The organism is Mesorhizobium sp. BR-1-1-10 (assembly GCF_020165595.1).
In the GTDB taxonomy this organism is placed as follows: domain Bacteria; phylum Pseudomonadota; class Alphaproteobacteria; order Rhizobiales; family Rhizobiaceae; genus Mesorhizobium; species Mesorhizobium australicum.
This window is the reverse complement of the sequence record NZ_JAIUIL010000001.1, coordinates 269,010-295,840: the sequence shown is the minus strand read 5'-3', so window position 1 is coordinate 295,840 and position 26,831 is coordinate 269,010. Positions and strand designations below refer to the sequence as shown.

Annotated in this window: 29 protein-coding genes and 2 pseudogenes; 11 read left to right on the top strand and 20 right to left on the bottom strand. The window is 61.0% G+C overall.

What is annotated here, in order from left to right; translation table 11 throughout:
- Positions 1–230 precede the first annotated feature (230 nt).
- Positions 231–602 carry an ArsR/SmtB family transcription factor gene (locus tag LB555_RS01290; RefSeq protein WP_140877486.1) on the bottom strand — a complete coding sequence of 124 codons (372 nt, stop codon included), beginning with the start codon at positions 600–602 and terminating at the stop codon, positions 231–233.
- A 761-nt stretch (positions 603–1,363) separates the two neighbouring features.
- Between LB555_RS01290 and LB555_RS01285 the strand changes: the two are divergent.
- The 3 genes and pseudogenes from LB555_RS01285 to LB555_RS01275 all read left to right on the top strand — a co-directional run.
- Positions 1,364–1,864: pseudogene (locus LB555_RS01285) on the top strand (helix-turn-helix domain-containing protein); the annotation flags it as partial.
- 154 nt (positions 1,865–2,018) lie between these two features.
- Positions 2,019–2,270, top strand: a complete 252-nt coding sequence (locus tag LB555_RS01280; RefSeq protein WP_140620410.1) for a helix-turn-helix domain-containing protein — start codon at positions 2,019–2,021, stop codon at positions 2,268–2,270.
- A gap of 20 nt (positions 2,271–2,290) precedes the next feature.
- Complete coding sequence (locus LB555_RS01275; protein ID WP_411970737.1) at positions 2,291–3,610, top strand: type II toxin-antitoxin system HipA family toxin; 1,320 nt, start codon at positions 2,291–2,293, stop codon at positions 3,608–3,610.
- Between the two features lie 4 nt (positions 3,611–3,614).
- On the opposite strand, the gene LB555_RS01270 is transcribed toward LB555_RS01275, so the two are convergent.
- Genes LB555_RS01270 through LB555_RS01210 form a run of 13 tightly spaced genes read right to left on the bottom strand, consistent with a single transcriptional unit; the run spans position 3,615 to position 16,307 of the window.
- A complete protein-coding gene (locus tag LB555_RS01270; protein ID WP_140877490.1) occupies positions 3,615–5,567 on the bottom strand; it encodes a type IV secretory system conjugative DNA transfer family protein in 1,953 nt (650 codons plus the stop codon).
- Positions 5,564–6,589: a P-type DNA transfer ATPase VirB11 gene (virB11, locus tag LB555_RS01265; RefSeq protein ID WP_140877492.1), complete on the bottom strand. Its 1,026-nt coding sequence runs from the start codon at positions 6,587–6,589 to the stop codon at positions 5,564–5,566. Before virB11 ends, LB555_RS01270 begins: the two co-directional genes overlap by 4 nt.
- Positions 6,555–7,778, bottom strand: coding sequence for a type IV secretion system protein VirB10 (gene virB10 / locus LB555_RS01260; protein WP_140877732.1), 1,224 nt, complete (start codon positions 7,776–7,778; stop codon positions 6,555–6,557). The genes virB11 and virB10 overlap by 35 nt, the downstream gene beginning before the upstream one ends.
- The gene (locus tag LB555_RS01255; RefSeq protein WP_224682238.1) at positions 7,778–8,590 is read right to left on the bottom strand and encodes a TrbG/VirB9 family P-type conjugative transfer protein; all 813 of its coding nucleotides are present in this window, start codon (positions 8,588–8,590) and stop codon (positions 7,778–7,780) included. The genes virB10 and LB555_RS01255 overlap by 1 nt, the downstream gene beginning before the upstream one ends.
- Positions 8,590–9,285 (bottom strand): virB8 family protein, encoded by a 696-nt coding sequence (locus LB555_RS01250; protein WP_140877494.1) that lies wholly within the window; start codon positions 9,283–9,285, stop codon positions 8,590–8,592. The genes LB555_RS01255 and LB555_RS01250 overlap by 1 nt, the downstream gene beginning before the upstream one ends.
- A 45-nt stretch (positions 9,286–9,330) precedes the next feature.
- Positions 9,331–10,332: a type IV secretion system protein gene (locus tag LB555_RS01245; RefSeq protein ID WP_224682171.1), complete on the bottom strand. Its 1,002-nt coding sequence runs from the start codon at positions 10,330–10,332 to the stop codon at positions 9,331–9,333.
- 7 nt (positions 10,333–10,339) lie between these two features.
- Positions 10,340–10,567 carry a hypothetical protein gene (locus tag LB555_RS01240; protein WP_140877498.1) on the bottom strand — a complete coding sequence of 76 codons (228 nt, stop codon included), beginning with the start codon at positions 10,565–10,567 and terminating at the stop codon, positions 10,340–10,342.
- Complete coding sequence (locus LB555_RS01235) at positions 10,564–11,259, bottom strand: type IV secretion system protein (protein WP_140877500.1); 696 nt, start codon at positions 11,257–11,259, stop codon at positions 10,564–10,566. The genes LB555_RS01240 and LB555_RS01235 overlap by 4 nt, the downstream gene beginning before the upstream one ends.
- Positions 11,256–12,332 (bottom strand): lytic transglycosylase domain-containing protein, encoded by a 1,077-nt coding sequence (locus LB555_RS01230; protein ID WP_140877502.1) that lies wholly within the window; start codon positions 12,330–12,332, stop codon positions 11,256–11,258. Before LB555_RS01230 ends, LB555_RS01235 begins: the two co-directional genes overlap by 4 nt.
- Positions 12,329–14,743: a VirB4 family type IV secretion system protein gene (locus LB555_RS01225; protein ID WP_140877504.1), complete on the bottom strand. Its 2,415-nt coding sequence runs from the start codon at positions 14,741–14,743 to the stop codon at positions 12,329–12,331. The genes LB555_RS01230 and LB555_RS01225 overlap by 4 nt, the downstream gene beginning before the upstream one ends.
- Positions 14,744–14,745: 2 nt before the next feature.
- Positions 14,746–15,045: a type IV secretion system protein VirB3 gene (locus tag LB555_RS01220; RefSeq protein ID WP_140877506.1), complete on the bottom strand. Its 300-nt coding sequence runs from the start codon at positions 15,043–15,045 to the stop codon at positions 14,746–14,748.
- A gap of 3 nt (positions 15,046–15,048) precedes the next feature.
- On the bottom strand, positions 15,049–15,387 hold the full coding sequence (locus tag LB555_RS01215) for a TrbC/VirB2 family protein (RefSeq protein WP_140877508.1): 339 nt from the start codon (positions 15,385–15,387) through the stop codon (positions 15,049–15,051).
- Between the two features lie 11 nt (positions 15,388–15,398).
- Entirely contained in the window at positions 15,399–16,307 is a 909-nt protein-coding gene (locus tag LB555_RS01210; protein ID WP_140877510.1) for a lytic transglycosylase domain-containing protein, read from the bottom strand.
- 148 nt (positions 16,308–16,455) lie between these two features.
- Between LB555_RS01210 and LB555_RS01205 the strand changes: the two genes are divergently transcribed.
- The 3 genes from LB555_RS01205 (at position 16,456) to LB555_RS01195 (ending at position 18,304) form a co-directional block, all read left to right on the top strand.
- The gene (locus LB555_RS01205) at positions 16,456–17,070 is read left to right on the top strand and encodes a hypothetical protein (RefSeq protein WP_140877512.1); all 615 of its coding nucleotides are present in this window, start codon (positions 16,456–16,458) and stop codon (positions 17,068–17,070) included.
- Entirely contained in the window at positions 17,067–17,600 is a 534-nt protein-coding gene (locus LB555_RS01200; RefSeq protein WP_224682170.1) for a thermonuclease family protein, read from the top strand. The genes LB555_RS01205 and LB555_RS01200 overlap by 4 nt, the downstream gene beginning before the upstream one ends.
- Before the next feature lie 164 nt (positions 17,601–17,764).
- Positions 17,765–18,304 carry a thermonuclease family protein gene (locus tag LB555_RS01195; protein WP_224682169.1) on the top strand — a complete coding sequence of 180 codons (540 nt, stop codon included), beginning with the start codon at positions 17,765–17,767 and terminating at the stop codon, positions 18,302–18,304.
- A gap of 117 nt (positions 18,305–18,421) precedes the next feature.
- On the opposite strand, the gene LB555_RS01190 is transcribed toward LB555_RS01195, so the two are convergent.
- Both LB555_RS01190 and LB555_RS01185 read right to left on the bottom strand, forming a co-directional pair.
- On the bottom strand, positions 18,422–18,874 hold the full coding sequence (locus LB555_RS01190) for a hypothetical protein (protein ID WP_224682168.1): 453 nt from the start codon (positions 18,872–18,874) through the stop codon (positions 18,422–18,424).
- A gap of 333 nt (positions 18,875–19,207) precedes the next feature.
- Entirely contained in the window at positions 19,208–19,432 is a 225-nt protein-coding gene (locus LB555_RS01185) for a hypothetical protein (RefSeq protein ID WP_224682167.1), read from the bottom strand.
- 273 nt (positions 19,433–19,705) lie between these two features.
- Between LB555_RS01185 and LB555_RS29450 the strand changes: the two are divergent.
- Both LB555_RS29450 and LB555_RS01180 read left to right on the top strand, forming a co-directional pair.
- A pseudogene (locus LB555_RS29450) lies at positions 19,706–19,780 on the top strand (hypothetical protein); the annotation flags it as partial.
- Between the two features lie 125 nt (positions 19,781–19,905).
- On the top strand, positions 19,906–20,433 hold the full coding sequence (locus LB555_RS01180) for a site-specific integrase (RefSeq protein WP_318012980.1): 528 nt from the start codon (positions 19,906–19,908) through the stop codon (positions 20,431–20,433).
- Between the two features lie 671 nt (positions 20,434–21,104).
- Here the strand turns inward: LB555_RS01180 and LB555_RS01175 are convergent.
- Positions 21,105–22,148, bottom strand: a complete 1,044-nt coding sequence (locus LB555_RS01175) for a putative bifunctional diguanylate cyclase/phosphodiesterase (RefSeq protein ID WP_224682166.1) — start codon at positions 22,146–22,148, stop codon at positions 21,105–21,107.
- Entirely contained in the window at positions 22,123–23,691 is a 1,569-nt protein-coding gene (locus LB555_RS01170) for a diguanylate cyclase domain-containing protein (RefSeq protein ID WP_224682165.1), read from the bottom strand. Before LB555_RS01170 ends, LB555_RS01175 begins: the two co-directional genes overlap by 26 nt.
- Positions 23,692–24,055: 364 nt before the next feature.
- On the opposite strand from LB555_RS01170, the gene LB555_RS01165 reads away from it, so the two are divergent.
- Complete coding sequence (locus tag LB555_RS01165) at positions 24,056–24,262, top strand: hypothetical protein (protein ID WP_224682164.1); 207 nt, start codon at positions 24,056–24,058, stop codon at positions 24,260–24,262.
- Between the two features lie 10 nt (positions 24,263–24,272).
- Here the strand turns inward: LB555_RS01165 and LB555_RS01160 are convergent, their stop codons facing one another.
- A complete protein-coding gene (locus LB555_RS01160) occupies positions 24,273–24,674 on the bottom strand; it encodes an invasion associated locus B family protein (protein WP_318012971.1) in 402 nt (133 codons plus the stop codon).
- A gap of 73 nt (positions 24,675–24,747) precedes the next feature.
- On the opposite strand from LB555_RS01160, the gene LB555_RS01155 reads away from it, so the two are divergent.
- On the top strand, positions 24,748–24,990 hold the full coding sequence (locus LB555_RS01155) for a hypothetical protein (RefSeq protein ID WP_224682253.1): 243 nt from the start codon (positions 24,748–24,750) through the stop codon (positions 24,988–24,990).
- On the opposite strand, the gene LB555_RS01150 is transcribed toward LB555_RS01155, so the two are convergent.
- The gene (locus LB555_RS01150; RefSeq protein ID WP_224682163.1) at positions 24,978–25,655 is read right to left on the bottom strand and encodes an outer membrane protein; all 678 of its coding nucleotides are present in this window, start codon (positions 25,653–25,655) and stop codon (positions 24,978–24,980) included. The genes LB555_RS01155 and LB555_RS01150 overlap by 13 nt on opposite strands.
- Positions 25,656–26,293: 638 nt before the next feature.
- Between LB555_RS01150 and LB555_RS01145 the strand changes: the two genes are divergently transcribed.
- A complete protein-coding gene (locus tag LB555_RS01145; protein ID WP_224682162.1) occupies positions 26,294–26,794 on the top strand; it encodes a hypothetical protein in 501 nt (166 codons plus the stop codon).
- The last annotated feature ends 37 nt before the right edge of the window (positions 26,795–26,831 follow it).

Below are 26,831 nucleotides of genomic sequence, written 5' to 3'. Positions count from 1 at the left end.
CGCTATTGCTAATATTAGTTCATGATCCTTCTGCCCGGGGGGATCGCCGGCATGGCCCGGTCGCGGACCTTCAAGCCCAAATCAACCCCTCGGTAGCCGGGCCGCTCATCATCAATTGGTTGACGAAGGCCGCCGCACAGGCCCGGTGGTATTCCAATGGATGACTCGCTTCCTTCCCTGTCGATTCCCGCATAGACTTCAACAGTCCCTCATGCGGGGTCCGCAAGGGCTCAATCTGGAATTCCCAAGTCTGCGTTTTGCTTCGAAGGGCCACTTTCATAAGCGTGGTCCAGCATGGCAAGCAGTTTGCGGGCCGAGTCATTGCAACAGGAATAGTGAACTATGTTGTCACGGTCGCGGCGGACGCGGACCAAGCCGAGTGCGCGTAACTTGGCCATGTGCTGTGACAGTGCCGACGAGCTAAGCCCCAGTTGCTCTCGAAGCGCCTCAGCCGGCAATTCGCGGTCGAGCACGAGGTGCATGATCAACAGGCGTCGAGCATTGGCCATCGCCGTCACAAATCTTGCAGCCTCTTTAGCTTTAGTCCCAATTCGTTTCACGCGCGCCCCTGCCGAGCGAAGTTCGGCGACCGATATGCCCATGTCACGTCGGCGGGCGCCCGTCTTTGAGCCCTGTAGCCACGCCATAGGGGTCCGTCGGGGAGCGCGCGGCGGCCTTCCTGAACGCTGTTTCATCGCGGTACGCGTAAGGGCTGGACGCCTTGCCCATGAAATGCTGGTCGATGTTCCCCTACCCACTGGCGTCCTACCCACTGGCGTGCCATTGGGGCGAAGGGGACAAGGAAGTCTAGGTTCACGATTGTTCTACATTGGCTTACGGTGAAGGCATGTTCGGCAAGCATGGACCCGACGGATATGATCAGGAGCGGCGCGGTCCAAGTCCAGAAGGAATGCAAGGCGAAAAACGCCAAGCCGGCGACAGCGGCCGAAACCGCAAAGATCGCGAACCGGATCATCTGGGCCATCGTTACTCCCCGTCCAATTAGCATGATCGAGGATTAATGCAGCAAGGGGTTGCATTAGCAATGATTAAAGCAAGCTGGAAGGCCGCAGGAGCGTCATCTCAGTCGCCGAGCTGACACAAAAGCTTTTCGCTGACGCCAAAAAGGTCGGCATCAGCAGCACTGAGATCGAGGAAGATACTGGCAGCCCTCACTTGGCAGTCGGGCACGACTTACAGGCGGCGACCAGCTCAACTCTCTATCCAGTTGAATCTAAACGACAATATTCGGTTCCATAATGTATGTTATGCCGCAAATAGTTATTGCCGCAAAATAGAAATGTCTTGATTCCGCAAAGTAGGAATGTCGCCCTGCTCGTCGATGAGCGAGGGAGACGGCGGGTTGGGACTGATTTTGATGAGCGAGCGCGAGCTGCAACGCATCGAGGTGCTGTCGAAGGTTTTGGAGCGGCGCATGACGGTTGTCTCGGCCGCGCATGTCCTGGATATGACGACGCGTCAGGTCCAGCGTCTGCTGAAGGTGTTCCGGGCCGAAGGCGCCGCAGCACTTCGGCACAAGGCTCGAGGCCGACCGTCGAACCACCGATATGTCGCCGGCATCGGCGATCTGGCGGTTCAGTTGGTTCGAGAACGCTATGTCGACTTCGGGCCGACCTTGGCGGCCGAGAAGTTGGCGGCGAACCACGGCCTGGTCGTGTCGCGCGAGACACTACGCAAATGGATGACGGAAGCCGGAATCTGGACTTCGCGCCGTGAGCGGAAGCGCCAACTGCATCAGCCGCGCGGTCGGCGTGACTGTCTGGGCGAGCTCGTGCAGATCGATGGCTCTCACCATTGGTGGTTCGAGAGCCGCGGCCCCAAATGCGCCTTGCTCGTCTATATCGCGACGCGATCAGCCGAGGCATTAAGGGGGTTCCCGTGGGAGCATCTGTTATGCGCTTCCTTGGAAATTGCGTATATCCGACTTAGCAGATAAGTTCAGGATATTCGATCTAACACATATTTACAAAATATAGAAGCTGACGCATAATTCGAGCATGGTCCTCGCCCGTACCCCTGAGCAAATCGGAAATGCCATCCGCCGCGCTCGCAAGCAGAAAGGCCTCAGCCAAGCCGCGCTTGGCGATCGTGCCGGTATGCGGCAGCCCTCCGTTTCCATTATTGAGAGCGGGAACCCAGCCGCCCGACTTGACAGCGTGCTGGCTTTGCTGGCAGCCCTCGACCTGGAGTTCCAAGTCGCGCCGCGCTCCAAGCGGTCCTCCTCTGAAATAGAAGACCTGCTCAGCTGATGGGTCGGCGGCCCCTTCACGTGCCGTTGCGGGTCTATCTGAACAACCGCCTTGTCGGCCAGCTCAGCAAAGAGTCCAGCGGCGCCGTTCGCTTCCGCTACGAGGATGACTGGCTTGCGCGGCGGGGCGCGTTTCCGGTCTCCCTCTCCCTGCCTTTGCGCGAAGATGCCTACCGGGGTGAACCCGTCAACGCCGTTTTCGAGAATCTGCTGCCTGACTCGGACGCGCTGCGCCGCCGTGTGGCCGAGAAAGTCGGCGCGCGGGGTATAGACGCCTACAGCCTGCTGGCGCGGATTGGCCGCGACTGCGTGGGCGCACTGCAATTCATTGCCGGAGACGATGACTTACCAGATATCGAAGCTATCAGCGGCGAAGCCGTCGATGACAGCGAGATTGAGAAACTCCTCAAGAACCTGGCACAGGCTCCGCTCGGCTTGAGCCGCGATGATGACTTCCGCATCTCTGTCGCCGGCGCTCAGGAGAAGACGGCCCTGCTCCGGCATGACGGACGGTGGCTCAAACCGCACGGCACCACCCCCACCACACACATCTTCAAGACGCAGATCGGCACGCTGCCTAACGGCATCGACCTCACCAACAGCGTCGAGAACGAGTTTTACTGCCTGGCGCTGGCCGAAGCGTTTGGCCTGCCCGTCAACACGGCGCGCATTGCCACCTTCGGCAAGACCAAGGCGCTGGCCATCGAACGCTTCGATCGACGCTGGACCGAGAGCGGACGCCTCATCCGCCTTCCACAGGAAGACTGCTGCCAAGCCCTCTCTGTGCCGCCGACCCTCAAGTACCAACACGAGGGCGGGCCAGGCATGGCGGCAATCCTCAATCTCCTCAAAGGCAGTGATACGCCGGCAGAAGACCAGAAGACCTTCCTCGCCGCCCAGATGTTGTTCTGGATCCTAGGCGCGACTGACGGCCACGCAAAGAATTTCAGCGTGTTTCTGGCGCCCGGTGGCGGCTACCAACTGACCCCGCTCTACGACATCCTAACCGCTCAGCCGAGCCTCGACTTGAACCAGATCACGCGCAAGCAGATGAAGCTGGCAATGGCAGTGGGAACGAACCGTAACTACCGGATAGACCAAATTCACCCGCGGCATTTCCTTCAGACCGCCGCCGCGGTCAAACTGCCGGCCAGCGTGGTGAATGGGGCCATGGCGCATATCGCAGAGCGTGGCGAACGCGCCTTCACCCGGGTAACTGAACTCCTTCCTCGTGACTTTCCCGAAGCGATCCACGCCAGCGTCAGTGCCGCCGCCCTACCGCGGCTGAGGGCGTTTGAAGAGGCGGTCCTGAGTAGGACAAGAACCACCCCGGATGGATAACAAGTTAGCTCGTGCCGAAAGTTGACGGGCCCTGACTGCATGCATCGTCTTCCTGCCCGGTCGGATCGTCAGGCACGATCTCATCAAAAAGCGCGGACCAATTCCGCTTTGCCTTGCCGCTGGATCTCTCGGATGCCGTGGTGGTCAGTTGTTTCAGTTTTCGAGCTGCAGCAACAAAGCGCGCCTCTATCGCAGCTCCGGAGGGAGGCGTAGGCGGATGAGCTGTGCCGAATGCTGCAATGCGGCGATCTTCGGACGCGCCCGACTGGGAATAGGCGTCTGTGAGCGCGGGTATCGCAGCCCGCGGCAGCAGCTCCGTCGCTGGTACATCGGGGGTAGTGGATCGCGAGAACCGCTCCATTGCCTTGAATGGAGAAGTCGCAAAAAAGCGCAACTTGTCTGCCAAAACAGGCGCCTGCCCTTCTACGAGGATGACCATCTTGTCGGCGGGCATTTGCCTGACCTCCTGAGGCATCATCAGATCGCGTTCGCGCACCTGTTCGACTTTGGTGCGGCGATGCAGCCCCATCAGTTCGATCGTTCTCGACTCCGTCCTGTAACGCACTGTCTTCTTGCCCAGTCCCCTTGAAACGCTCTCGGCCGTGACCTGGTCGTTTGCGCCAAGCACTAGCTGATATCCGCAATTGCCCATAAGCGAATGGCGGGCGGTTTCGCCGTAGATCTCATCCAAGTTTTTGAGGTCTTGGATGATGAAGGCCATTTTTATGTTGTAGCCGGCCACATAGGGCAGTTTGCTGGTGATCTCGGAGACTTTTCTCAGCTGCCGAAACTCGTCCAGCAGGAAGTAGATGGGCAGCGAATTCTGGTCCTGGGTGAGCAGCAGCGTGTCCAGCGACTGTTGGACAAAAAGCGATAGCAGCGGTTTCAGCATCGCCACGTCGGTGATGTTGGGCGCCAGGTATATCGAGATCGGTCGATGCTTCAGCGCACGAAGATCCATGTCGGTGACCTCGGTGGCTGCGACCACGCGCTCGTTGCGAAAGGGACGCAGGGCCTTCTGCACGTCGAGCAGCGCGGACGCAGCGGCGCGCTCCGACAGCGCGATATAGGCGTTGAAGCTTTCGAGCGTAAAGCGCGACAGGTTCGGCTCCTTTTCTTTGATGAGGCTCATCAGGGCCTGCAGATCGACGCCGCTGTTGAAGAATGAAATCACCTCGCCAAGATTGCGGCGGCCGCGATAGGAGTCGCTCTCGTTCACGTAGCTGATAGCCCCAGCCAGGACCAGCTGCGCGGTGGCCTGCCAGATCGCGTTCTCGGAATCGGCACTCTCGGGGACGAGAATGCTTGCTATGTTCAGAATGTCCGTTGTGCGATCGCCCCGGTCGGGCCTGATGAAGTCGAGCGGATTGTAACGATGTGTTCTTTCGCTGCCCGGCGCGAACAGGAAGACCTGGTTTCCGGTTGCCTTGCGATACCCGGCCGTTGAGCGAAAGATTTCGCCTTTCAGGTCGGTAACGATCATCGACCCTTGATGAGTGAGTGCGTTCGGGATGACGTAGGAGGTCCCCTTGCCCGAGCGCGTCGGACCGATGACCAGGTGATGGCGCTCGTCTTGGACGCGAAGGACATGGCGCCCGTAACGCCCCAGAATGTGTCCGTGGCGCCGGAACCATCTGCCATGCCGCAGCGAGGTCGTATTTTGGAAACGAGCATTGCCAAGCGGTTCGGAAGCACGCTTCAAACCGAGAGAGGCGATCGCACCGGCGATGAGGACCGACACGGCGGCTGCCCCCAGACTGGTCCGCTGCAACACGGCGTTGTGAGGGTAACGGGCAAGCTGCTGGAGCGCTGCGAACGGATTGGTTGTCGCGGTGACCTGCAAGATGCGGCCGTCGCCATACAACAACTGTAGCACCACCCCGTAGGCGAGCAGCCAGACGACAAAACCAATCGCGAGGCAGAAAACGAGATAGGTGATGCGGAACGTGCCGGTCATGATCGATCCATTCTTGAGAAATAGATCTCCGACACGCCACGACGTCCGCCCTCGCGCCTCAGCTGGACAACGATCGGAATGACGCTGCGAATGTAGGAGATAAGGTCGGCTTTCGAGTAAGCTGCCGACAGACCCGATTGCGTCACCATCATGGCGAGCTGCTCATAGGCGCCGCGAGGCGTGTCGGCGTGGACTGTCGACATCGAGCCTGGATGGCCCGTGTTGATCGCACGCAGGAACGAGAACGCCTCACCTCCCCTCACTTCGCCCACGAACAGCCGGTCCGGGCGCATGCGCAACGAGGCCTCCAGCAGGTTCTGGATCGTCACACTCGCCGTGCCTTGGTCGCCTTTGGATGAAAGCAGGTGCACGGTGTTGCGGTGGGGAGGAAACAGCTCGCGCGTATCTTCCAACGTGATCAGGCGTTCGCCCTCGTGGACGGCCTTGAGGCAGGCGTTCATGAATGTGGTCTTGCCACTTGAGGTGCCACCACTGATTAGGATGGAGACGCGGCTGAAAATGGCGCTACGGACAAAGCCATAGGCGTCGTCCCTCCGCAAAAGCTCCGTCAAGCCGCGATCGGCATCGTTCATGCCGCTGGTGGCAACGGATACCTTATTGAAGGCGCCAGCGTCGCGATAATCCTCGAGCGTGAACTCGCCAACGACTTGCTTGCGGATCGAAACCGCGCCCCCCTCGGGCGCTGCCGGCGGCAGCACGAATTGTATGCGCTCCCCAGTTGGAAGGGCTGCGCTGAGGATCGGGTTTGCGGGACCAATGAACTGATTGGTGGCAGCCGCGACCCGTTCGCCCATATGGACGATTTCGGAGGCTGTCAGCTTTGGAATGTGATGGTATTCCATGTGACCGGCACCAAGGCGCTCGACATAGACATGGCCCGGTTTGTTGATCGAGATCTCGACAATCTGTGGATCTGTCAGCAGCGGCTTGAGCGGTTCGAGAGACCGGTGAAGGAAATAGTGCCGGTCATTGTTGCCAGGCTCGATCGAAGCCGTGCTCATGACGAATTTCCTCCAATGCCTCTGAAACCGGATCGTCGTAGACGGCGGAAAAGTCGAGGTCCTGGCGCACGAAGACGAAGATCCGCTCGCCTTGCGGCACGCTGATCGTCGGCGGGATTTTCAGGCTCTCGCCAAGCGCCTGGTTGGCCATGTCCGAGAACGTCTGAGCAATCGTCGAGCGTGCGATATCCTCAGCGCGCCTTGCCTCGTCGCTGCCTGTCGCGGTCTGGCTGCCGTAGCCGGTCAGGTAACTGGCGCCGCCGCCGACGATCGAAAGCAGGATGGCCGCGCCGAAGCGCTCCCGAAACTTGGTGTCGACCCGGCCGGTAAGCCCGGAGCGGCCAAGACTGTCGGCGCCGATCGAGTTCAAGCGGACGCTCACACCGTCATCGCGAAGCAATCGCGTCCAGATCACGAAGATGCGCTTCTGTCCGCGGGTGATTTCGGACTGGTATTCACCGATCAGCCGCGTGCCTGTCGGGATCAGTACACGACGGCCGTCGAATGAATAGACGTCCTCGGCGACGATGGCGCGGATCTGACCGGGAAGGTCGCTGACAACCGCGGTCTCAAGAATGCCGGGAAGGAGCGTGCCTTCCGCAATCAGTGCATCGACCCGGGCGATCTTCCTGGCCCGTGCCGAGCGATCGCCGACGTTAGCCGCTGCAGCGAGAAACTTGCTGTTACGGTCTTCGCCGGCAACGGCGCGCGCTTGCGCATCGCCGGCCGAGGCGCCTTGCTCGTCGCTGGTCGCCCCCTTTTCGTCGAAGACGATCATCTTGGAACGAAAGCGTTTGGGAAACTCATCGCCTCGGGCTGCCGGGGCGTCGGGAGCGGATACAGGCGCTGGGGGCGGTGGCACATCGAAAGGCGTGACATTGGGACTCGGCACTGGCGGCGGTGGTGGCGGTGGCGGCAATTCGATCACTTCGGGCGCGGTGGGCTTCGCCGGCTGTTCTCGCTCACGCATGAACGAAGGCGGCCGAAAACTGGTGGTCGAGAACTCCTCGTCACCGGCTGGCACGTGGCCTTGCAACGGTTGACGCCCAGCCAAGGTAAAATAGCTCGCCACAACGCCCAGCAGGATCAGGACGGCACCACCGGCAAGCTGCTTGCGACGTACGGACCCGTCCGCAACAGCGGGGTCGTCATTGCCGGCCAAAGCCTCCAGTTCGGGACTTCGCTGGATCAATTTCCGCTCCTCCTGCGGACCGTTGCCATGTCGTCCCGCACTGGCGCCAGCGCGTCGGCATCGGGCGCGCCGAAATCGGGCTTTCGAAGATTGAAGATGCACAGCCACTGATTGCCGTCGCGCAACGTGTATTGGGCGGCGACACCGTCGACGACGATGTACTCGCCTTCCTTGCGGAAGTTCCTCAGCGTCTCCGAGAAATCGGAATTGACGGCGAAGATCGCCGCGGCACGCCGGCCGAAACGGAAGAAAGTCTTTGTGCCGTCATCGAACACCAACGCCGGCTTCAGACCCGCATCGCCGGAAAATGAATAGTCGATGTTGACATTGGCCTTGTCGATCGCGGCGATGTTGGGCCAGGCCGCGCGCTGCTCAGCTTCACTCCTCAGCGCGGCGTCGCGGTCCTTCTCCGGATAAGCGAAACGAATGCCGAACACCTGCCGGCCTCCTGCGGGAGCACTATCGTTCAGCTCCAGAAAGTAAATGCGCCTGCTGGTCACGACGTTCATGTTCGTCGTCACGTTCCTGGCGATGGGCTTGACGAAAAGGATGTTGCCCTGCTCAGCCGGAACGACCTGCCAACTTTCGCTGTCGCCGAGCGATATGGTCTGAAATTTCTCCTCTTCGTCGAAGACGATCATCGTCGATATGCCATAGCTTGCATGCACTTGGACGACGTTGTTCTCCTGATAGGTGACGCTGGTGATGCGCGCGTCCAGGCGACCGGCCTTCGGCGTCTGCGCGCCGAAGGCCACAGCGGTGAACTCGAAGACGATCAGATAAGCGACCACGACCAGACCGCGTGCCATCATTCGGAACCGCCCGGTGTCACCGTTTCCTGGTCCCGGCGGTAGCTGTAGACCTGGAAGCCGAGCGGATTTTCGAAGCGCCATTCGTTCTTGAGCGGGCTCTCGGTGTAGCGGAATCTCACCACCGAGATCCAATGCCTGTCGATGGCTTCCGTCTCGCTCTTTTCTGTGGTCGAGAAGCGCACGATCGCCGTACTGGCGTTTGGGAAGGTGACGGACTTGATATCGACAAGCACCCGCTTCAGCCGGCCATAGATCTTCGCCGGATTTTGCGCGTTGGCGGCGCTGAACTGCATCTGCAGGTCGCGCGCCGCCTCGTCGGTCGACAAAAGCGCTGCGATCCCGAAATATTCGTCGATGGCAAAAGGATCATATCCCTCGCGGTTGCGGATGTAGCGAACGACATTGGCCTGGGTGACAGCCTCCTGATCGGTGAGATCAGAAGTCCTCGTCAATCCCGACTTGACCTCGACATAGCCGGTGTTCCTGTCGACCTCGACCACATAGGGCTCGAAGCTCTTCAGCGGCACCATCAGCACCAGCGCCAACAGCGCAAGGGCCGCGATCGAGGCAAATAGCAGCGTGAAAAACCAGGCGATGCGGCTGGAGCGCATGGCGCGCTTGAAGATCTCGTGCTCCCAGACGTCACCGTCCTGAAAGTAGGATCGCAGCTTTTCGTCGAGGGGTTCTGCCATTGGACGTCGCGGAGCGTTGGAGGACAATTCTGTTGCGTTTTGGTGTTACCGCGTCTGCGCATTGGCGGTGATGGCGCGCTGCATGGCCTCGCGCGAGGGCGTTTGAGGGCTGCGCAATCGAGCCTGCACACGATTGACAGCGGCCTGCATCTGTGTGGCCGAGCCGGCAACAGCGGCGCGCCCCGACAGGACGCCGCGGCCGGTGAGGGCTCGCGAACGCTGACCAACCGGCATCGCGAGCCCGCCGACAATGCCTTGCGCCAGCGACTGGATCTGCAAGAGAACGAAACTGCCGGCCAGGCACAACATCACGAAGGCTGCAAGGTCGCTGAGCTTCAGCTCGCGATTGCCCGAGATCTGGTTGATCTTGGTCAGTTCCGGCGCCATCGCCGCGATCAGGAAGGCGGCGATCACGTAGACGAACAACGGGATCAGTGCGTAGAGCAGCGACTGGTTCAGCCATCCCATCGCGTAGTTGCGCGTCACATCAAAGAACATGCAGGCGATGAAGATCGGCGCGGTGCCAAGCAGAACCCATAGGATCACCTTGGCCAGGACCAGGATGCCCAGCGCCACGGAGACGAACAGCCCGGCAAAGGCCATGATGATCATGCCGATCAAGGCCGGCAGAACGGAGAAATAGCCGGCCTGCTCGGCAAATGTGGACGCTGCCAGATTGGCGGTCTGCCAGATCTCCGAGAGGCCGTTCCTGGGTTCCGTCACCCCTGTGCCCGATGCGGCCAGTATGGCCCGCCCCGCCGCCTCCGGGACTTTTGTGATCCAGGCGTAGACGAGAGCCTGGAAACGCGACCAGGTGCTGACCAGAACGAGGATCAGCATGACGCGGGCGACGCGGCCCACGATCTCGGCAGCGCTGAGCCTCGACGTTCCCAGCACCAATTGCACTCCGTAGAAGAGCACGACCAGCATGAACAGCAGCCGAAGCAGTGGCTCGATGTCCCTGCTCAGAACCTCGAACGCACGCTCGGAGAAATTCTCGCCCGAAGCATCGATGCGCTGCAGCAGTTCGCCTATGAAATTATCCACGTCAGCCCTATTCCGTTCGAGAGGGAAAATCGCCGCCGATCATTGCCCATGCCGCCGCTGTGTCGGGGTTGACCGGCCGCATCGGCCCGCACTCAAGGTGGGTGGCTTGTGCCGCGTAGCTCATCACGGCGGCCGGCCGTTTGCAGGGCGCGGATTTTTCCTTGGGCGTGGCGCACCCGGCAAGCAGCAGCGCCACGACGCTAAGCGCGATCGGTTCGTGCCGGCCTCGTGTCATTCGTAGGTCAGCGCCTTCTTGGTGTTTGAAATATCAGTCAACCTGCGCTGGTTCTCCGCCTGCAGCGCCTGGACGGCACCGTTCATGACGCCGATCATCTCGTTCAGGGTCAGTCCGGTCTGCACCTGCAATTGTGTGTTCTGGTCAATCGAGCCCTTGATGTCCTGAGCCTGGCCGATCCCCTGCCCGGCCCGCTCGAGCGCGGTACGCCGCGTTGCGACAGCCTGTCGCGAGCCAGTGATCAGAGCCGACACGCCGAGCACCGTCTTGACCATCTCCTCGTAGGATTTGTCGCTCGCCAGAGGACTGTGCTGTTTGCCAGACAGCGATTTCACCAGTTGCATGCCGTTGATGAAGGTCGTCGCTGCCTTGGCGATCTCCGGACTCATGGAGCCAAAATCCGGCACGCCATTTTGAAGCACGCTGTCGAAGGAAGGCACCGAGGAGACGCTGAAACCATTGCCGATCGCCAAGTCCTTGAGCGAGCCGGCGTCGCTGCCGCGATTGCCGGTAACCGCCTGCAGGGTCTTTTCGACGGTGGTCAGAATATCCCTGTTGGTGTCCAGGATTCTCGCGGTTTTGTCCGCGGTGTCCTTGGCGACGGCATAGTTCGTCCTGTCGATCACCGGAATGTCGGCTTTGGCCGAGGTGACCATCACAGTCGCGGCGACCAGCACAAGAGCACGTTTCATTGGAGACCTCCTTGTTGCGGGTTGAAGAACAGCTCGACCTCTTGCTCGAGCTTGTGGACGCAGGCTTGCGCCTGCCGGCTCCAGACCAGACCGGCGCGCGCATCGCAAAACCCGCCTGTCGGCGGCTGGTGGTCGGGCTTCGGACGGCTACCCGAACGGCTGGCGCCTGAAAGATCGCTCAGCGTCACCGCGTTGCTCGAGTTGACCAGGTCTGCGAAACTGGCGCCCAGTTGGATCAGCCGGTTGAGCATTTCGACATTGGCGTTGCGGGCGCCGGAATTCTTGTCCCAGCTGTCTTGAACCGTGCCGGTGGCAGCCGAGCCGAATTGCTCAAACCAGGACGCCACATCGCTTGAGCCGTCGCCGACCGCGCTGGTCAGCCCCATGGCGTCCAGCGTTGCGGTACGCATGCCCTGGAAGGCGGCACCCGTTCCGCCATAGTTCAATGGAATGCCCGACTTGTCCGAGCCGCCAAAGGCCGGCAGCCACTTTTGCGTTATCGCCGCGACATAGCCCTGCGTTTCTCTGAAGGGCGGGATGCCGCCGTATTTTTCGACGCTGCCGGCACCTGCATTGTATGCGGCCAGTGCAAGCGAGGCGTTTCCGTTGAAGCGCTCGAGCTGCTGCTTGAAGTAACGCGCCCCGCCACGCAGATTCTGCTCGATGCTGTTTGCGTCAACGCCAAGCTCCGCCGCCGTTCCCGGCATCAGCTGCGCCAGCCCGATGGCGCCAGCGCTCGATCTTGCACAGGGGTTAAACCTGCTCTCCTGGTAGACCAGGGCCAGAAACTGGTTCTCGTCGACGCCCTCCTCGCGGGCCACCCGCCGGACGAGGCCGGCGATGGTTGGGTTGGCGTTGGCGGCGGCAAGCGGATCGTCCTTGCGGCCCGGCCGATACATCGCGCATGTGACGCTTTGATCGACGCTGTAGCGATCGCGATCGGCCTTCTCGAGTGCCGTGACATTGCCGTTGCGGTCCTTTCGCCTTTCCAGCACCGAGCCGTCGATGGTCGCCACATCGGCTGCCGAGGGCGAGGCAAGAAGCAGCAAAAGCAGGGGGAGACGCCGGATCATGTCGATTGCCTCCAACCGCAGAATTCCGCCAGCCAGAGTGCCGGATCATCACCCAGTCGCGCCCGCAGGGCTGCGCATGCCTCGACCGTTTCCTTGCGGCCCGACAGCACTTTGAGGATGTCAGGCATGGTCGAGAGATCAAGGCGGGCAATGACGGAATCGTTGCCGTGCTTGATCAGGAACGTCCGCCGCTCCGGTGGCGTGTTCCTGACAAAGGCAAACTCCTTGGCCGTCAGCCCGAAGCGGCCGACATAGCTCTCCTCATCGGCGCGCGGATTTGGAAAGTGCAGGTTAGTGGAGGACTGCTCGATGAGGGTGTGCGATTGTGGTGCCTTGGCGATGTCGGCCGCCGACTGCGTGCCGAACCCGACGATCCCGTTCAGCTTGCGGATCGTCTTCATCTTGTCGACAATATAGCCGGAGAAGGTCTTGTCCTGCAGAAGCTTCCAGCCCTCGTCCATGAAGATCAGGACGGGATTGCCGGTGAGCAGCTCATCGAGGCGGTGGTAAAGATACATCAGTGCAGGCGTGCGCACCTCGGCATTGTCCAACACATGCGTCATATCGAAACCGAAGATGCGGCTGCCGGAGAAGGACAGGACATCGCGCGGCGCATTGAACAACCAAGCCCTCTCCCCCTCGAACCATGGCCTGAGGCGTGATTGGAGGTCGTTGGCGTCGGAGCGCGATCGCCCCATCAGCAGAGCCGAGAGGTTGCCGAAGGTGCGCTGCTGCGCCGGCACCTGGCAAATGCGCGCGATCGCGCCTTCGAGCGTATGCTCTTCCTCCTGCGAGAAGCCGCGGCCGTCGGCGGGTTGCAGCATCGCCTTGACCAGCCGCAGCAGGAATTCGCGGTTGGCCGGCGTATTGTCCATCTGCAGCGGATTGAAGCCGGTGGCGACGCCGGGCTCCAGCACTTCATAGGTTCCACCGACGGCGCGAATGAAGATCTCGGCGCCGCGATCCTTGTCGAAGAAGACCGCACGCGGCTCTGGCGAGATGCGAAGCGCCTGCGCGAGCAGGAAGCTAAGCACCACGGTCTTGCCGGATCCGGTCGGCCCGGTGACCAGGAAGTGGCCGATGTCGCGCTGGTGGAAGTTGAACCAGTAGGGTGTCTGCGACGTCGTCTCAAACAGCGCGATCGGCAAGCCCCAGTGATTTCCCGTGGCCGTGCCGGTGGCGAAATTGTGCATCGACGAAAAGCCGGCGAAATTCGCGCTCGACAGCATGGAAGAACGGGCGATGTAGCTGTGGTTGCCTGGCAGCTGCGCCCAGAATGAGGCCTCCATATTGAGGTCTTCGCGCAGCCAGTTGATGTTCATGTCGGTGAGGCAGGCGCCGAGTTCCGAGACGGATTTGTCGACGCCGGCAAGGTCGTGCGCCAGACACAGGAGGCTGAAATGATGATAGCCGAACACGGCCTCCTGGTTGACGAGGCTGTTGAAGGCAAAATCGATGTCGGTCTCGACCGTGCTGCCGGCTTCGTCGGACGCCTGGATCTGCCGCTGCAATCTTGCGATCCGTTCTTGCGCGATCGGCTTGTCGGCGATGGTGAAAGATTGCGTCAGGATGAATTCGTGATTGAGCTGCAGCAGCCCATCCAGCATGCCCGGTCCTGAAAAAGGCGGGTATTCCTTTATCGAGAGCATGGCGCCGAAGCGGTGGTCAGCCGTCGTCGGACCCTGCGCCTGCAGCGTCCTTTTGGAAAAGTGCAGCCGCGAGGTGCCGATATAGTTGCGGATCGCCATGCGCGGCAGCCGCATGGGGGCAGACGTCCCGCAGGTCAGAAGCGTGTTGAAGAACCCGCACGGCTCCGAATAGGGCTGGCCGTCGCGGTAGACGATGCCAAGCGGCCGGGCTCCATATTTCTGCAGGTCGCGTGCGACAGTGGAGACAATTTCCTCCAACTCGTTGATGCGCTCGAGCACCTGCTGTTTCTGGCTGTCCCTGTCACGCGTCCGGCTGAACACGGCAGAAAGGCTATCGGCTACGCCCAGCGCGCCACGCATGCGGGAGCGAACGATGGTGAGGTACAGCTCGTTTGTGAACATGCGGCGCTGCTTGAGTTCGGCCATGTAGCGTGTGTTGAGGAGAGCGCAGAACGGATCCGAGAAAGAACCGCCGATCTCTGGAATGACTTGCCTGCGAATGACGGTCGACCACAGCGAAAACCTGCTCGAGCCTAGGGCCCGGATCATGGTGTTCTGCACGCTGGCCCGCATGTTGAGCTCGGCCTGGTCCTCGGTCTGGAAGAACAAGCCATCGAGCTTGATGACGCTGAGCAGCGCCCCGCTTTCCAGACCGATCACCGTGTTGGCGAGGTGGCGCATGTAGGGCACGTGCATGGCCATTGGTCTGTCGCGGCGCCGTTGGCGTCCGAAGCCCAGTTCTTCGGCGACAATGTTGAGCATGATCAGGGCCCGTAGGAATTGGTTTGCCAAAAGATCCTGTTTGGCGTGCGCGGTGTGCGGCGCCCCGCGGTCTGGGCCAGATCGAGGATGCGCAGGTCACGGCTGCAGAGCGCAAACAGGGCGAGATAGGTGACAGGCGCGATTGCGGCTGCCCAGAAACTGCTGGTCACCAGGAACGCGATGAGCGTGATGCCGAGGATGAGGTAGAAGGCGCTGAGCGGGACTCCCCACATCATCGGCGGCCGGGTGAGCCCGATCACCAGAGGTGTCAGTTGCGGCCTGTCGTCAGAATGACCGCTCATGGCTTACTTGCCGACAGCCGATATCATCTGATCGACGATCGCCGGCGCCCCGAACACCAGCCCGATGCCGATCACCACGGCGCCCGCGGTGAACCAGGAGAGGCGTCCGGCGAAGGCCAGAAAGCCAAGCCCGATGACGGCGATGATGGCGAGCAGCCGTCCGAAAGGGCCGGTTATGAAATCGACAATCATTTGCACCGCGGTTTCGAGCGGTGCAAATGCGCCGGAGGTCTGCGCCAACGCCGGCTGGGCAATGGCGCACAGCGATACGCCAAGGACCAGGGCGGTGCCTGCAATTCGAAATGCCCGTGTCCGTCGAGCGTTCGAGAGGGCTCGCTTCATGTCTTCCTCCGTCAAAATTGCAGGACGCCCCCGACCCACTGCCGCGGCTTGCCTGTAGAGTTCGCTCCGATGAGAGGAGGCGCCTTGCCGGTGTCAGCAGGATTAGCCGCTATGCCGCTGCCGGCCTGCCGCCCGAGCGCTGGCAGCTTCAGCTGCCGATTGATAACGTCGGCGACGAACCGGACCGTCTCCGGGAAGGGTGGCACGCCGTCATATTGAAGGATCCTCGCCTCGCCGGCGTTGTAGGCGGCGGCAACGATCAGCGGGTTGCGATAGGTGGCAAACAGATCCCGCAGCAGCCGCACGCCGCCGTCGATGTTTTCGGCCGGATCACATATGTCGCTGACGCCGAGATGGGCTGCCGTCGACGGCATCAATTGCATCGGGCCACGCGCCCCTTTCGGAGAGTTGCGGCTGTCGTCGAGGCGGCTTTCAGACATGGCGACTGCAAGTGCGAAATCGCGATCGACGCCATACCTGGATGCAGCCTCTGCCACGAGCCGTGCGATCTCTTCCGAATTGAGGGGTGATGGCCCGCATTCAGCGTCGCCGGGAAGTCCGTTGTTAGCCGATGCAAAGTCAATTTGACTATGTTCGATGGAGCGCGATGCGCTCGCCGTCTGCCCCGCCGGCTTCACATCCACGTCATCGCGCGTGGGAGCTTGGGTTTGACGAATTCTGCCTTGGGCATCGAGCACATACTCTCCCGCCCCCTCCGCCCAGCGGCTATGGAAAACGCTGTCGATTATGCCGGGCTCTCCCGCGCTGACCGCGGAAACCGTTGAATTGCGCGGCGGCTGGCGCAGGTCACGGGTTTCCGCCGCGCTGCTTACAGAATATGCCGAGGGCCAACTCACGAGGGCCGAACTCAGCAGCAGGAGCAGCCGCCGGTTTGCCGATATGAACAATGGAGAAACCATCGCAAGTTTCCACGCCGCTGGGTTGAAGTTTCGATGAATCGGTAGCTGACAGAAAAAAGAATGTCAAATCGATATTGTTTTTTGTTGCGCAAAGGATCCGGAATTGGCAAGCTGGATCGAAACGGCATGCTATTTGGGAGTGTCAAACATGAGAGCCAGCGTCGGCGGCAGCTTCGTCCTTTGCCTGGCGTCATTGGGTCCGGCCATCGCGGCCGAACCCGTCGATCAGGCCTACATCAGGTCACTCGCCGCGCCGGGAAAGACGGTCCTGGTCGTCGAATATTACGATGGCCAGGGGAGCATCGCCGAGCGCAAGGGCTTCGCTTCGACGACCGGCTTCAAGGCCGTCTCGCCGATCGACTTCCGCGTCGATTCAAAAACGGTACTCCGCCTCTATGGAATCGAGCCCTGCGAGGGCGATCTGGTCAACCGCCGCGAGGATTTCTCCGGCACCTGCGCCGACTATGCCAGGAAGGGACTGGAGACGCTGTTGCAATCGCCAAAGGTGATCTTCTGCCGTGCCTTCGTCAGCGAGGCGAATGCGCCGCTTCAGGATGCGACCTGCTACGGCTACTACAATTACCCCGGCAGCCTCGACACGGTGGACATGTTCGAGGAGCAGCTGGTTTCGGTTGGTAGCCACTGGGTGGCAAGGAACCCTGACGGCACTGCGGTGCGCAAGGATCTCGCAGAAGCAGAAAAGATCGGTCGCCGCGGTTATGGCATGTGGGCCGATCCCAGGATCAAGGCGCAAGCGCAATGAGGACCGTTCGTATTCTCCTGGCCGGCGCGCTCGCCGCAGGCCCGGCAGGCGCCGCGCAGCCCGGATATTTCGACCTGCGACCGGGCGTGACGCTCGAGACTGGCGATAGTTGGGTCGAAGCCGGCACCAAGTATCGTCTATACGGCACCCAGGCGTGCCTTCGCGGAACTTCATACACCGATGCCGCCGGCCACCGTGCCGATTGTGGCGAGGCTTCGCTCGCGGTGTTCGGCGCCCTGATCGCCGACACCAGGCCTGAATGCGCCCCTGTGCTGAGGGTCGGCGACACCGTACATGTTGCCTGTTTCGTCATGATCGAGGGCGATCGGCTTGATCTCGGCAATCTCATGATCACAAGTGGCTTTGCCTTCGCGGCGCTGCGTGCCGACGGATTGCCCTATCACGCCGGCTACGCCGTCGCCGAGCAGGCGGCGCGCGACAGACACGCCGGGCTGTGGCAGTTCAAGGACGTCCAGCATCCGGCGATCCTGCTTGGTCAGGCTGCCGGCGCAAGAGCGTCGCGGCCATGACCGCGAGGCATTTGCTTTGGGCGCTGACCGCGCTGGCTTGCTCTTGCCTCCCCTCTCCTTCGCCCGGCGCCGATATCGCCAGAGCGGCTGGGAGCGGGCAAAGTGGTGAGCCTGCTTCCCTGACCGCTGGGCGATCTTCAAAGGCGATTGCGGGACGGGCCAGCGTGATCGACGGCCGCACCTTGTGGTTTCCTCGATCGGCTCAAAAAGTTCGCCTTGCCGGCATCGACAGTTGCGAATTGCCGCAATGGGCCTTCGATGCCAAGCGGCGCGGCGAAAGTGCTGTTCTGAAGCCGGTTCCGTGCGGGGCCTTGGCAAAAGCCTGGCTGAAGCGGGTGGTCGGCGACAGACAAGTTATCTGTCTCCTAGACGAGTTGCCTGATCGCGACGGTGCCCTCAAAGGCAGGTGTGTCGCCGACGGGCACGACCTTGCCGTGGAGATGCTGCGCGTCGGCTGGGCGCGGGTGGAGACCGGCACCCCGGTCCGCTCGCAGTATTTGAAGTGGCAACGCTACGCCGTGTCGGCGCGCTATGGAATGTGGTCTACATACGTCCTCGACATGGACGAGTGGCGCGCCAAGGCCATCGACAGGAGTTTGGCGCGAAGGCCAGTCGCAGATTCCAATCTAATCGCCGAGCGCAAATATGAGATCACGCCGCCCTTTGTGGACGCCAGAAGGCGCGCTTCCAGCTCGGTTCGGTAGCGCCGGGCCCTCGCAAGTTCGCAACAGCCAAAGTCGCCGCTCTTGATGTGACGCCTCCACCGGGCACAGTCGAACGGCCACTGACGCGATGAGTACGGCCTCTGGATTACATCAGAGTCACGCGTCTTTTCTGCGCAGTAAATCAGCAATGCCCGGCTGGAATTCCATGACACTGGCTTTGACTTCGTCGACCTCCGCGGGTTGCAAATGCGTCTTCCGCGCAAGGATTGCAGCAATCAGATAAAGAATTTTCTGCTCGGCCTCGCAGCTTTCAGCAGGCTTGCGCTGGACCAGTCGCCGCCACGCAGATCGTTCAAGAAACCGGCTTACGACCAGAGCCAGCCAGGCGGCAGCCGACAGCAGGCTTAAACGGCTGGCATACCTTTTCCGGGAGAACCTCTCAACGGCGGCCACGAGGCGCCGGTGGCGTTCGATGCAACGTGCCATCCCGGTGCCAGGATTCCCGATTTTGGCGCGGCCGACGTCCGAAGCGGTTGCCGAAACCCCCTCAACGCCTTTGAACGGCCCGCGCGGGGTGGCCGTATTCCCACTGTGCTCTTGTCCCGTCATTCTTCCCGTCGACCTGAACAGATTGGCACCAGAAGCGGTCATCGTGGCCGACATGCCTATAAAATGAATTTTCCTCGCAGCCGGATTTGGATCTGCTCCGGCCGAAATCTGATGAAAGACATTCTCCCTCCGGGCTGGGCCTCGGTGAAGGATAGCGCAGTCAGTCCCGGCGCTGTACTAAAGTTAGATGAAATGGCGTTAAGCGCCGGAAACATGTTGTTCGTGCATTAAGTATTCAGGCCTGTCCGCCACCTGTCTCGCGTCCAGTAAGGCGGCTCGGGGACGTTGCACATCGACTCTGTCGGAACGGGGAGGTTCGTTCTCAAACAGAGTTCAAGACTGGAGTCTGTTGCCCAGCTTTGAGAAGACCGTGCACCAGAAGCGATAGTCCTCCTCGCGCCCGTCGAAGTTCGCAGTCAGCGCGCACCATGCTGCGGCGGTCGCCGCGTCTGGGCCGTAGAGTTCGACCGCAGCCTCTACCGTCGCTGCTGGATCGGCCAATTCCCAAAGCGTCAATTCGCTGTAGCTGGCGGCGAAATCAGAGTGGATTTTCGGCATGCCGGAGGCCTCCCGCGGGTCGGTCCGGCAGGGGCAGCGGTGCGCTGCGGGCCGGACGTTGGGGAACCCACCTCAAGTGAGCCACGATCCCGAGCGGTTACGCCCAGACACTCGTCGTGTCGTCCCTGGCCTTCTACAGCTTCACACGGTGGTCGCGGAAACTGGCGCAGATGCAATTGTTGCAGAGCCTTCCTGTAAAGACAACCGGTCTGCGCGCGCTGAGTTTGACTTCGCTCCTGGCGACCAGCGACAAGACTGGGTCTTTGCCCGGCGATGCTTGATTGCGAGGCGTGGACAGCGCGGCGTTTACGCGGCGTGATAGGCAGCGTCTTCCGCTTGGCCATTGTCACCTTACGGGCAGAGGCCGATCCAACCCTACACCTCCGGGGCGCTCTCCAGTCGCCAAAAGTCAACGGTCGTGCCGCTATCACCGATGAAAAGAGGTTCGGCAAGCTCCTGATGACGGTCGACGCATACGACGGCTGGCCAACCATCAAAGCCGCCCTCCAGTTCTTGCCCTCACCTGTGTCCGTCCCGGCAAAGTACGGGGCGCCACGCGCGACGAGTTCGACCGAAAGAAGGCCGTCTGGCATATTCCGGCCGAGCGTATGAAGATGCGTGCTCCGCACGACGTGCCACTGTCCAAACAGGCGCTTTCGGTCTTGGAAGAGGTCTGGCAGCTCTCAGAGGACGGCGGCCTGTGCTTTCCTTCGATCCGCTCCACAAAACGGCCGCTTTCCGAGAACGCCATGAACGCTGCGCTACGACGTATGGGCTACGGAAAGGACGAAGTGACCGCCCATGGTTTCCGGGTGACCGCCAGCACCATCCTCAACGCCCGCGACCACGATCCAGACGTGATTGAAGCTGTCCTGGCGCACCAGGACAAGAACGCCATCCGGCGGACCTACAACCGAGCGACCTGTTGGGAGCAACGGGTCACGCTGATGCAGGAGTGGGGAGATCTGCTAGACGCGTTGAAGGCGAACCATCAGTCTTAAACGCATTCCAAGATCGGATCGCTGTTTTCCGTGTTGGCGTTGATCGCGCCGATATAGGTACTTGAGCCGTTCAACCGTGCGCCTCCAAGGCCGCGACGAGTTTGGTGCTTCTTTCCGATGCCGCCCCACATCCGCGCGGGTAGCAGCCCGGTTTAACCGGTAGGCCGGCAGATCGCCAGCAACTGCCTTCAGATCGCGCAGAACGGACGCGATGTGCGGCCATGGAAAATCCGTCGGGTCGCCAATGTCCCGGTCGGCGCCAACAATCATTTCCAGTTTTGCCACGATACCCACGAGAGACTGAGCCGCGAAGTTGGGTATCCATCCTGAAGTCGGAGTGCCTCGGTCATCGCAAACTCGGCCTCGCGAACCACCGCACATTCCGATCCCTCCTCCGACGCGGCCACCGAAGTTCGACGCGTTTTCTGTTCTCCATCGGTCAATATCGGAATTCCGGGATTAACCATCGTTCGCGTCTCCAACCGCTGCTGCACCCGACACAGGACCAGCGACACGTGCCGAGCGCGGTGCCAGTCGGTCCTCAGGCTCAAAGCGGGATCATTTGCATTCTATATGGCAGCAAAGGCCTCCGATGACGTTTCACGCTGTCGCAATACGATGCAGAGAAAGTCGGCTGTATGCAGCGGATAGGCCGCTCAAGCTCCGGATATTTAGCCGCGGGCAGACGCAATCCTGCGACGTCGGCCGGAAGAGGACTGCTCTCTGTTCCGCTGGCCCGTCATTTCGGGTGCGGGCTCGCTGATGTCGCCGGCCACGACGGCACGTGCTCGCTCCAGCATCGCGGGGATATGTCGGGCAGGCAGGGGCCGACTGAGCAGGAAGCCCTGTGCCTCGGTACAGCCTTCCCGTCGCACCCGATCGAGCTGCTCGGCAGTCTCAACCCCTTCGGCGGTGGTCTGCATCCCGAGGCTGCTGCCAAGGCTCGTGACGGCCCGAATGATGGCGACGGAGCTGTCGACGTCATCGGCGTCCTTCACGAAGGATTGGTCGATCTTGATCTTGTCGAACGGGAACGAGCGCAGATAGCTCAAGCTCGAATATCCGGTTACGAAGTCATCCATCGCGATATGCACGCCCAGCATATGGATTTGTTGCAGCATGGCCAGGGTCGCTTGGGTATTGGCTAGCAACACCGTTTCGGTGATTTCAAGCTCGAGCTTACTCGGGGGCAGCCCCGAGACATCCAGGGCCTCGACAATCGCCGAGAGCAAGCGCGCATTGCGAAACTGCGTCGGGGACAGATTGACGGCAACCTTGATCCCACCGGGCCAGCCTGCCGCGTCGAGACAAGCTTGCTTGATCACCCATTCACCGATCGGGACGATCAGGCCGATCTCCTCGGCCAAGGGAATGAACTCGGCCGGAGAGACGATGCCGCGCGTCGGGTGATGCCAGCGCAGCAGCGCCTCGAAGCAACTGACCTCGCCGCGGCGGAGATCGAGGAGCGGCTGGTAGTAGATCTCGAATTGCCCCTCTCCCAGCGCTTCGCGCAGATCGAGTTCGAGAAACCGCCGCGCCTGCATGCGGGCATCCATTTCCGGCTCGAAGAACCTGTACGTTCTGCGGCCCTCCGCCTTTGCCCGGTAGAGCGCCATGTCGCCGTTCTTGAGCAGTTGGTCGGCGTTTCTGCTATCGTCCGGCGCAATCGAGATGCCGACGCGGCGCTGATCACATCCCATGCCCATCAACGACATAGGGCTCGCTCAGCGCATCAATGACCCGTTGCGCGAGGGCGGTGGCCTCGACCGGCTGACCAGCCTCCCTTTGAATGATCACGAACTCGTCGCCGCCAAGCCTGGCCACTGTGTCGTCTTCACGGACCACCTGCGTCAGCCTGGAGGCAACCTCCTTGAGCAAGGCGTCACCGATCGGATGCCCGAGCGTGTCGTTGACCATCTTGAAATGATCGAGATCGAGGCAAAGGAAGGCGGCCTTGCCATCTCTCCGTTCCATCGCGGCCAGGGCTTCCTCGGCACGTTCGTGGAACAATATGCGGTTTGGAAGATCGGTAAGCCCGTCATGGCGCGCCATGTGGGAGATGCGGGCCTCGCTGTGCCGCAAGTCGGTCATGTCGTGATGCGTGGCAAGCCATCCGCCGTCCGGCAGCGGCTGATGGATGAGGTCGATGGTCCGCCCGTCCCTGAGCTCCACCAGGCTCACCACGCGCTCCGCGCGGTCGATGGTCGCAGAGAGGTCTTCCAGATATCTCTCCGGGTCCTGGCCCGCATAAAGTCCCGCCGCAATCCGGAACCGCATCAAATCGGCCCACTGCGAGCCTGGACGGGTCAGGCTCTCCGGCAAGTGGTAGAGGTCAGCGTAGGTCTGGTTGCAAAAAACCAACCGCCGCTCGGCATCGAACATGCACAGGCCCACGGGCATGTTCGCAGCGGCGGCAACCAAATGCTGCCGTTCGTTTTCGGCCTCGCGGACCAAGGCGTCGCTGCGCTCCAGGCTGGCGCGGTAACCGGCGAAGGCCGAGAACAGGAGGCCAATCTCGTCGCGTCGGTCCCTTTTCAGGGCAACGAGCGTTGAGCGGCGGTCACCCTGCGTCAACAGATGCATCGCCTCGCTGACGGCAAGGATAGGCTTGCTGACATTATGGCGAATCCAGGCGACAAGCACGCCAAGGCAGGCGGCGGCAAAGACGATCGCGGCCCAAGTCAGCCGCTGTGCGATGGTATAGGTGCGGTCCGCCATGGCTGCGACAGCCGTGCTTCGCTGATTGGTCAGGGCCAGGAGACCGTCCAACCGCTGAGCCGCTTCGGCAACAGTCGGGAGCGACACGGCCTCGAACTCTTTTAGCGCCTTGGTTCTGTCTCCGGTTTCCAGGAGCGGGAAAATCGACGTCAACGAGTCTTCGTAGGCCGTCCACAGATAGACAAATTGATCAAACAGCTCCTGCTCGGCCGGTGATCCGGCACTCCTGCGGTAGGCGCGCCGATCCCGGAGCGTTTCTTCGCTCTCTCTCGCCATATCCTTATCGATGTCAGCGATTTGCTGAGTGTCTTCTGTACGCATGCGCAGCGTCGCGTAGAGCCGGTGCTCCGCAAGGTTGCGCTTCATCTCGTCGACGATCTGGACCTGGGGCAACCAAATTCCGGTGATCTCGCTCGTGACCTTATTGAGCGACCGCAGCTGTGCGACCCCAAATATCCCGACCGTCACGGTGCAAAGCAATGCCAAGCCAAAGCCCAGCGAGAGCTTGCTGCCGACACTTATGTCCTTGAACCGCTTCATATGACCGCTGACCTGATAAGATCAGTCCCGCCCGCAGGTGCCCATAAGGGGACTAATTAGAAGTGTCTCGCTAATCTGGCGCTCAAATGTATTAAATCCGACTTAAGATGGCGTTTAGCGTAATTTCTTGCTTCGTCATTGCCTGCCATCAAAGATATGACGATCGGAACACTTACCCTTTCCCCTTGTAGATGAAGAAAGGCTCCGCGCTCAACAGCGGTGCGCGACGACGCATTAATATTCTTCTGGACGCTAACGCAATCTGCTACGTATTAACGATCGGTCAGCTGCCGGAGGAAAGCTGCCTCGACACACGACGGCTGGCCAAAGGCAGACCCCGCTGAATTCGGGATGGAGGAAGGCCGTGGAAGATCACGCCGGCTCGGCGCCCAATGTAGCTGACTTCGTGATTCACAACGTTCCGGACACGTTCGAATACTCCGACCGCGGGGCGGTGGTCACGATGGTCGATCCGCAGGGCACACGCATCCGTCTCCACGTCACCATCGTCACCGGGGAGTTGCTTTGCGAACACATTGCCGAAGCGCTGGAGCAGCGATACGGAAAATAGAACGTCTACTTCAGCAGCGCCTCGGTCCGGTCACCGCGCTGGGGAAGCCGTTCAGCGACAGGGCAAGCACGGTCTCCTCGCCGCCATCCGCGACCACTTTGACCTTGAGGCTTTTGCCGTCGCGCAGGGCGGCCAATGTCTCCCCATCAAAGCTCAGATCGACAATGCAGCCGCCGGGCAGGCAGGTGCGGAAGCGCAGCGGCGCCAGTGTCGGCCCGTCATCGACTTGGAGCGTCACGCCCTGGTCCAGAGCCAGGCCGAATGGCAGCACCAGCGTTCCTTGGACGGCCTCACCGGCCGGGCGCAGTTCCATCGCCAGCACGCGCTGGTGCGACTGGCTGTCGGTCTGTTCCTGCGACAGCACGCAGACCTTGAGGCCGGCGCCGTTCTGGTTGGATAGGTTGCAAGACACCGTCCAGTCGCCGTGCCCTTCCCTTAGCGAGGTAACACCGCCTGGCAGGCACGCGTCTAGGGCAAACGCCCAAATGGCAAAGCCCATGATCAGCAGCGGGTATGTGCTTGCCCCGTGGCCGAACCCGATTGGCATGCTCGGCGTCGACGCCTCAATAGGGGCCATAGTGTCGGCGATCGCGTACCGGCTTGTTCGGTTGGCGAAAACAGTAGCGCGCCCACCAGCGCGCGTCGCCGCCGGCCGATTGTCCTACCGCCGCTTCTTCGGCCGCATGGACTATATCCTGGATTCGCGCTGGCTATCTCAGAATTTGTAGTTAATCTTGGCGACGACAGTGTTCTCGGTCTCGCGAGCGCTGAGCACGAAGGCCGGGCCTGCTAAGCTGCTGGCGCCATCTTTCGAGCCAAAATCGTAATAATTCCATTCGACGCCAGCAGTCCAATGGTCACTGAAAGCGTATTCAACGCCGAGGCCAGCAGTCCAACCTATCCGAGACCCACCCCCAAAGGATTGAAGCAAAAGCTGCGTCTCCGCAAACTTGTACTTGCTGAATGCAACGCCGCCATCGCCATAGATAAGCACCCGATCGATTGCGTACCCGAGGCGTCCGCGCACCGAACCCAGATAGTCCTGCTTGGTCTCGCAGACCGACCCTGGCGTAGCCGGACATTGACTGTCGCCCTTTACCGAAGAGCCTGCGAAATCGCCCTCGACGCCTATGACGAATTGGTTGATCTGGTAGTTGTAACCGATCTGTCCGCCATACACGGCTCCGGACCCGTTTGTATTGAAGGGAGCGAAGCTCCCCGGAGGGATTGCCGGCGACCATCGGCTGTCATTCCAGGCGCCTCCGACTTGTGCGCCGATATAGAAGCCGGTCCATGAGTACGGCATCGCGGCAACGGGCTCAACGAGGTCGGCAGCCAGGACTGGAGAAGAGGCTGTCAGAAACGCAACGGAACAGATGAGTGCGATTTTCACGCCTTCGTCTCCAAATTCATCAACTTGTAGCTTTGCGCATTTTCTCACGAAGAGTCTGCGCTACTTTTGCAACAGGGCGGAATATTCTAGGGCTCGGTCGTGCATTGGACATCCTGCGTTTGCAGGGCGCAGGCTTTAGGCGCTGCAAATATCTTCACCTGGGCCGACTGGCTCACAACAGCTTGGCCAAGGCCCGGCGGACAACACCCGCACCCGGCGGCTAGCGCCGGCGGGCCATCTTAACTCAAAACTGCTGTGCGCCGCTTCAGGACCGATGAGGCAACGACCGCGACGCCGCTTCCTATCGATATGGGCGGCCGGGCACCACAGTATCAAAAAGCAGCAAGCACGCTGCGACCGATAAGACGTCGACTAGTAGTTCGTCCCGGTCAATCCGAGGAAGTGGGCGAAATCACAAGCCAACACCAGCGCCATCGCACTTCACCGATCATAGACTCCGGGAACACATCGCATAGGTAGAACCGTTAGAGGACGCTAATGTTCCGATCTGGACTCCTACCCGGGAACCCGCCACGGCGGCGGGTCGATCTAGTCCCGATTAACCAGAGTAGACGTGTACCCTTGCACAAAGAATAACTTTAGAAGATGCTAATCCTTGGCCTTGGGAGGGCCTGGGGATGAAAATCAAAGTATTGGCGGCGCTGGGTGCCGTTGCTGCGCTGTCCGGCTGTCAGACTAGCAATCAATCTGACTATATGCAGATCGGTTACGGACCGAGTTTCGACGTCGCCCATGCTCAGTGCGAGATGCAGAAGGGCTCGGCAGACCAAGGCTATATTGCAATCGGATCGCCCGGCTTTGTAGCCGGCGCCGGAATAGGCAATGCCCTCGGCAACCTGGCGGCCGAAGATCAGTACATGAAGAACTGTCTGATCATCAATGGGGGGAAGCGCTCGCCTCACGGTCAGGGAGCCGCCGCGGTGGCAGCCGTCGCGAGTGGCGCGCCGCCGACACCTTATGGTATCCAGCGCGCGCCCGGCAGTTGGATCAACACGGCGCTTCTGGACTGGAAGGATGCCAACGACGAATGCGTCGCCGGTGACAAGGCTGCCTGTGCGACCCGCGCAAATCTCGGCGCGAAGTTAAGGGCTGCGGGCATCAACCCTTCGTCGGTCTGAGGGCGCCGCCAATGCGCTTTCAGATCCCAGCATGCGT

Bases quoted from the DNA above. Each gene is read 5' to 3' on its own strand.
- LB555_RS01290 (WP_140877486.1), bottom strand. From the start codon at position 602: ATGGGCATATCGGTCGCCGAACTTCGCTCGGCAGGGGCGCGCGTGAAA.
- LB555_RS01280 (WP_140620410.1), top strand. From the start codon at position 2,019: ATGGTCCTCGCCCGTACCCCTGAGCAAATCGGAAATGCCATCCGCCGC.
- LB555_RS01270 (WP_140877490.1), bottom strand. From the start codon at position 5,567: ATGACCGGCACGTTCCGCATCACCTATCTCGTTTTCTGCCTCGCGATT.
- virB11 (WP_140877492.1), bottom strand. From the start codon at position 6,589: ATGAGCACGGCTTCGATCGAGCCTGGCAACAATGACCGGCACTATTTC.
- LB555_RS01255 (WP_224682238.1), bottom strand. From the start codon at position 8,590: ATGGCACGCGGTCTGGTCGTGGTCGCTTATCTGATCGTCTTCGAGTTC.
- LB555_RS01250 (WP_140877494.1), bottom strand. From the start codon at position 9,285: ATGGCAGAACCCCTCGACGAAAAGCTGCGATCCTACTTTCAGGACGGT.
- LB555_RS01240 (WP_140877498.1), bottom strand. From the start codon at position 10,567: ATGACACGAGGCCGGCACGAACCGATCGCGCTTAGCGTCGTGGCGCTG.
- LB555_RS01235 (WP_140877500.1), bottom strand. From the start codon at position 11,259: ATGAAACGTGCTCTTGTGCTGGTCGCCGCGACTGTGATGGTCACCTCG.
- LB555_RS01230 (WP_140877502.1), bottom strand. From the start codon at position 12,332: ATGATCCGGCGTCTCCCCCTGCTTTTGCTGCTTCTTGCCTCGCCCTCG.
- LB555_RS01225 (WP_140877504.1), bottom strand. From the start codon at position 14,743: ATGCTCAACATTGTCGCCGAAGAACTGGGCTTCGGACGCCAACGGCGC.
- LB555_RS01220 (WP_140877506.1), bottom strand. From the start codon at position 15,045: ATGAGCGGTCATTCTGACGACAGGCCGCAACTGACACCTCTGGTGATC.
- LB555_RS01215 (WP_140877508.1), bottom strand. From the start codon at position 15,387: ATGAAGCGAGCCCTCTCGAACGCTCGACGGACACGGGCATTTCGAATT.
- LB555_RS01210 (WP_140877510.1), bottom strand. From the start codon at position 16,307: ATGGTTTCTCCATTGTTCATATCGGCAAACCGGCGGCTGCTCCTGCTG.
- LB555_RS01205 (WP_140877512.1), top strand. From the start codon at position 16,456: ATGAGAGCCAGCGTCGGCGGCAGCTTCGTCCTTTGCCTGGCGTCATTG.
- LB555_RS01200 (WP_224682170.1), top strand. From the start codon at position 17,067: ATGAGGACCGTTCGTATTCTCCTGGCCGGCGCGCTCGCCGCAGGCCCG.
- LB555_RS01190 (WP_224682168.1), bottom strand. From the start codon at position 18,874: ATGACGGGACAAGAGCACAGTGGGAATACGGCCACCCCGCGCGGGCCG.
- LB555_RS01185 (WP_224682167.1), bottom strand. From the start codon at position 19,432: ATGCCGAAAATCCACTCTGATTTCGCCGCCAGCTACAGCGAATTGACG.
- LB555_RS01175 (WP_224682166.1), bottom strand. From the start codon at position 22,148: ATGTCGTTGATGGGCATGGGATGTGATCAGCGCCGCGTCGGCATCTCG.
- LB555_RS01170 (WP_224682165.1), bottom strand. From the start codon at position 23,691: ATGAAGCGGTTCAAGGACATAAGTGTCGGCAGCAAGCTCTCGCTGGGC.
- LB555_RS01155 (WP_224682253.1), top strand. From the start codon at position 24,748: ATGGCAAAGCCCATGATCAGCAGCGGGTATGTGCTTGCCCCGTGGCCG.
- LB555_RS01145 (WP_224682162.1), top strand. From the start codon at position 26,294: ATGAAAATCAAAGTATTGGCGGCGCTGGGTGCCGTTGCTGCGCTGTCC.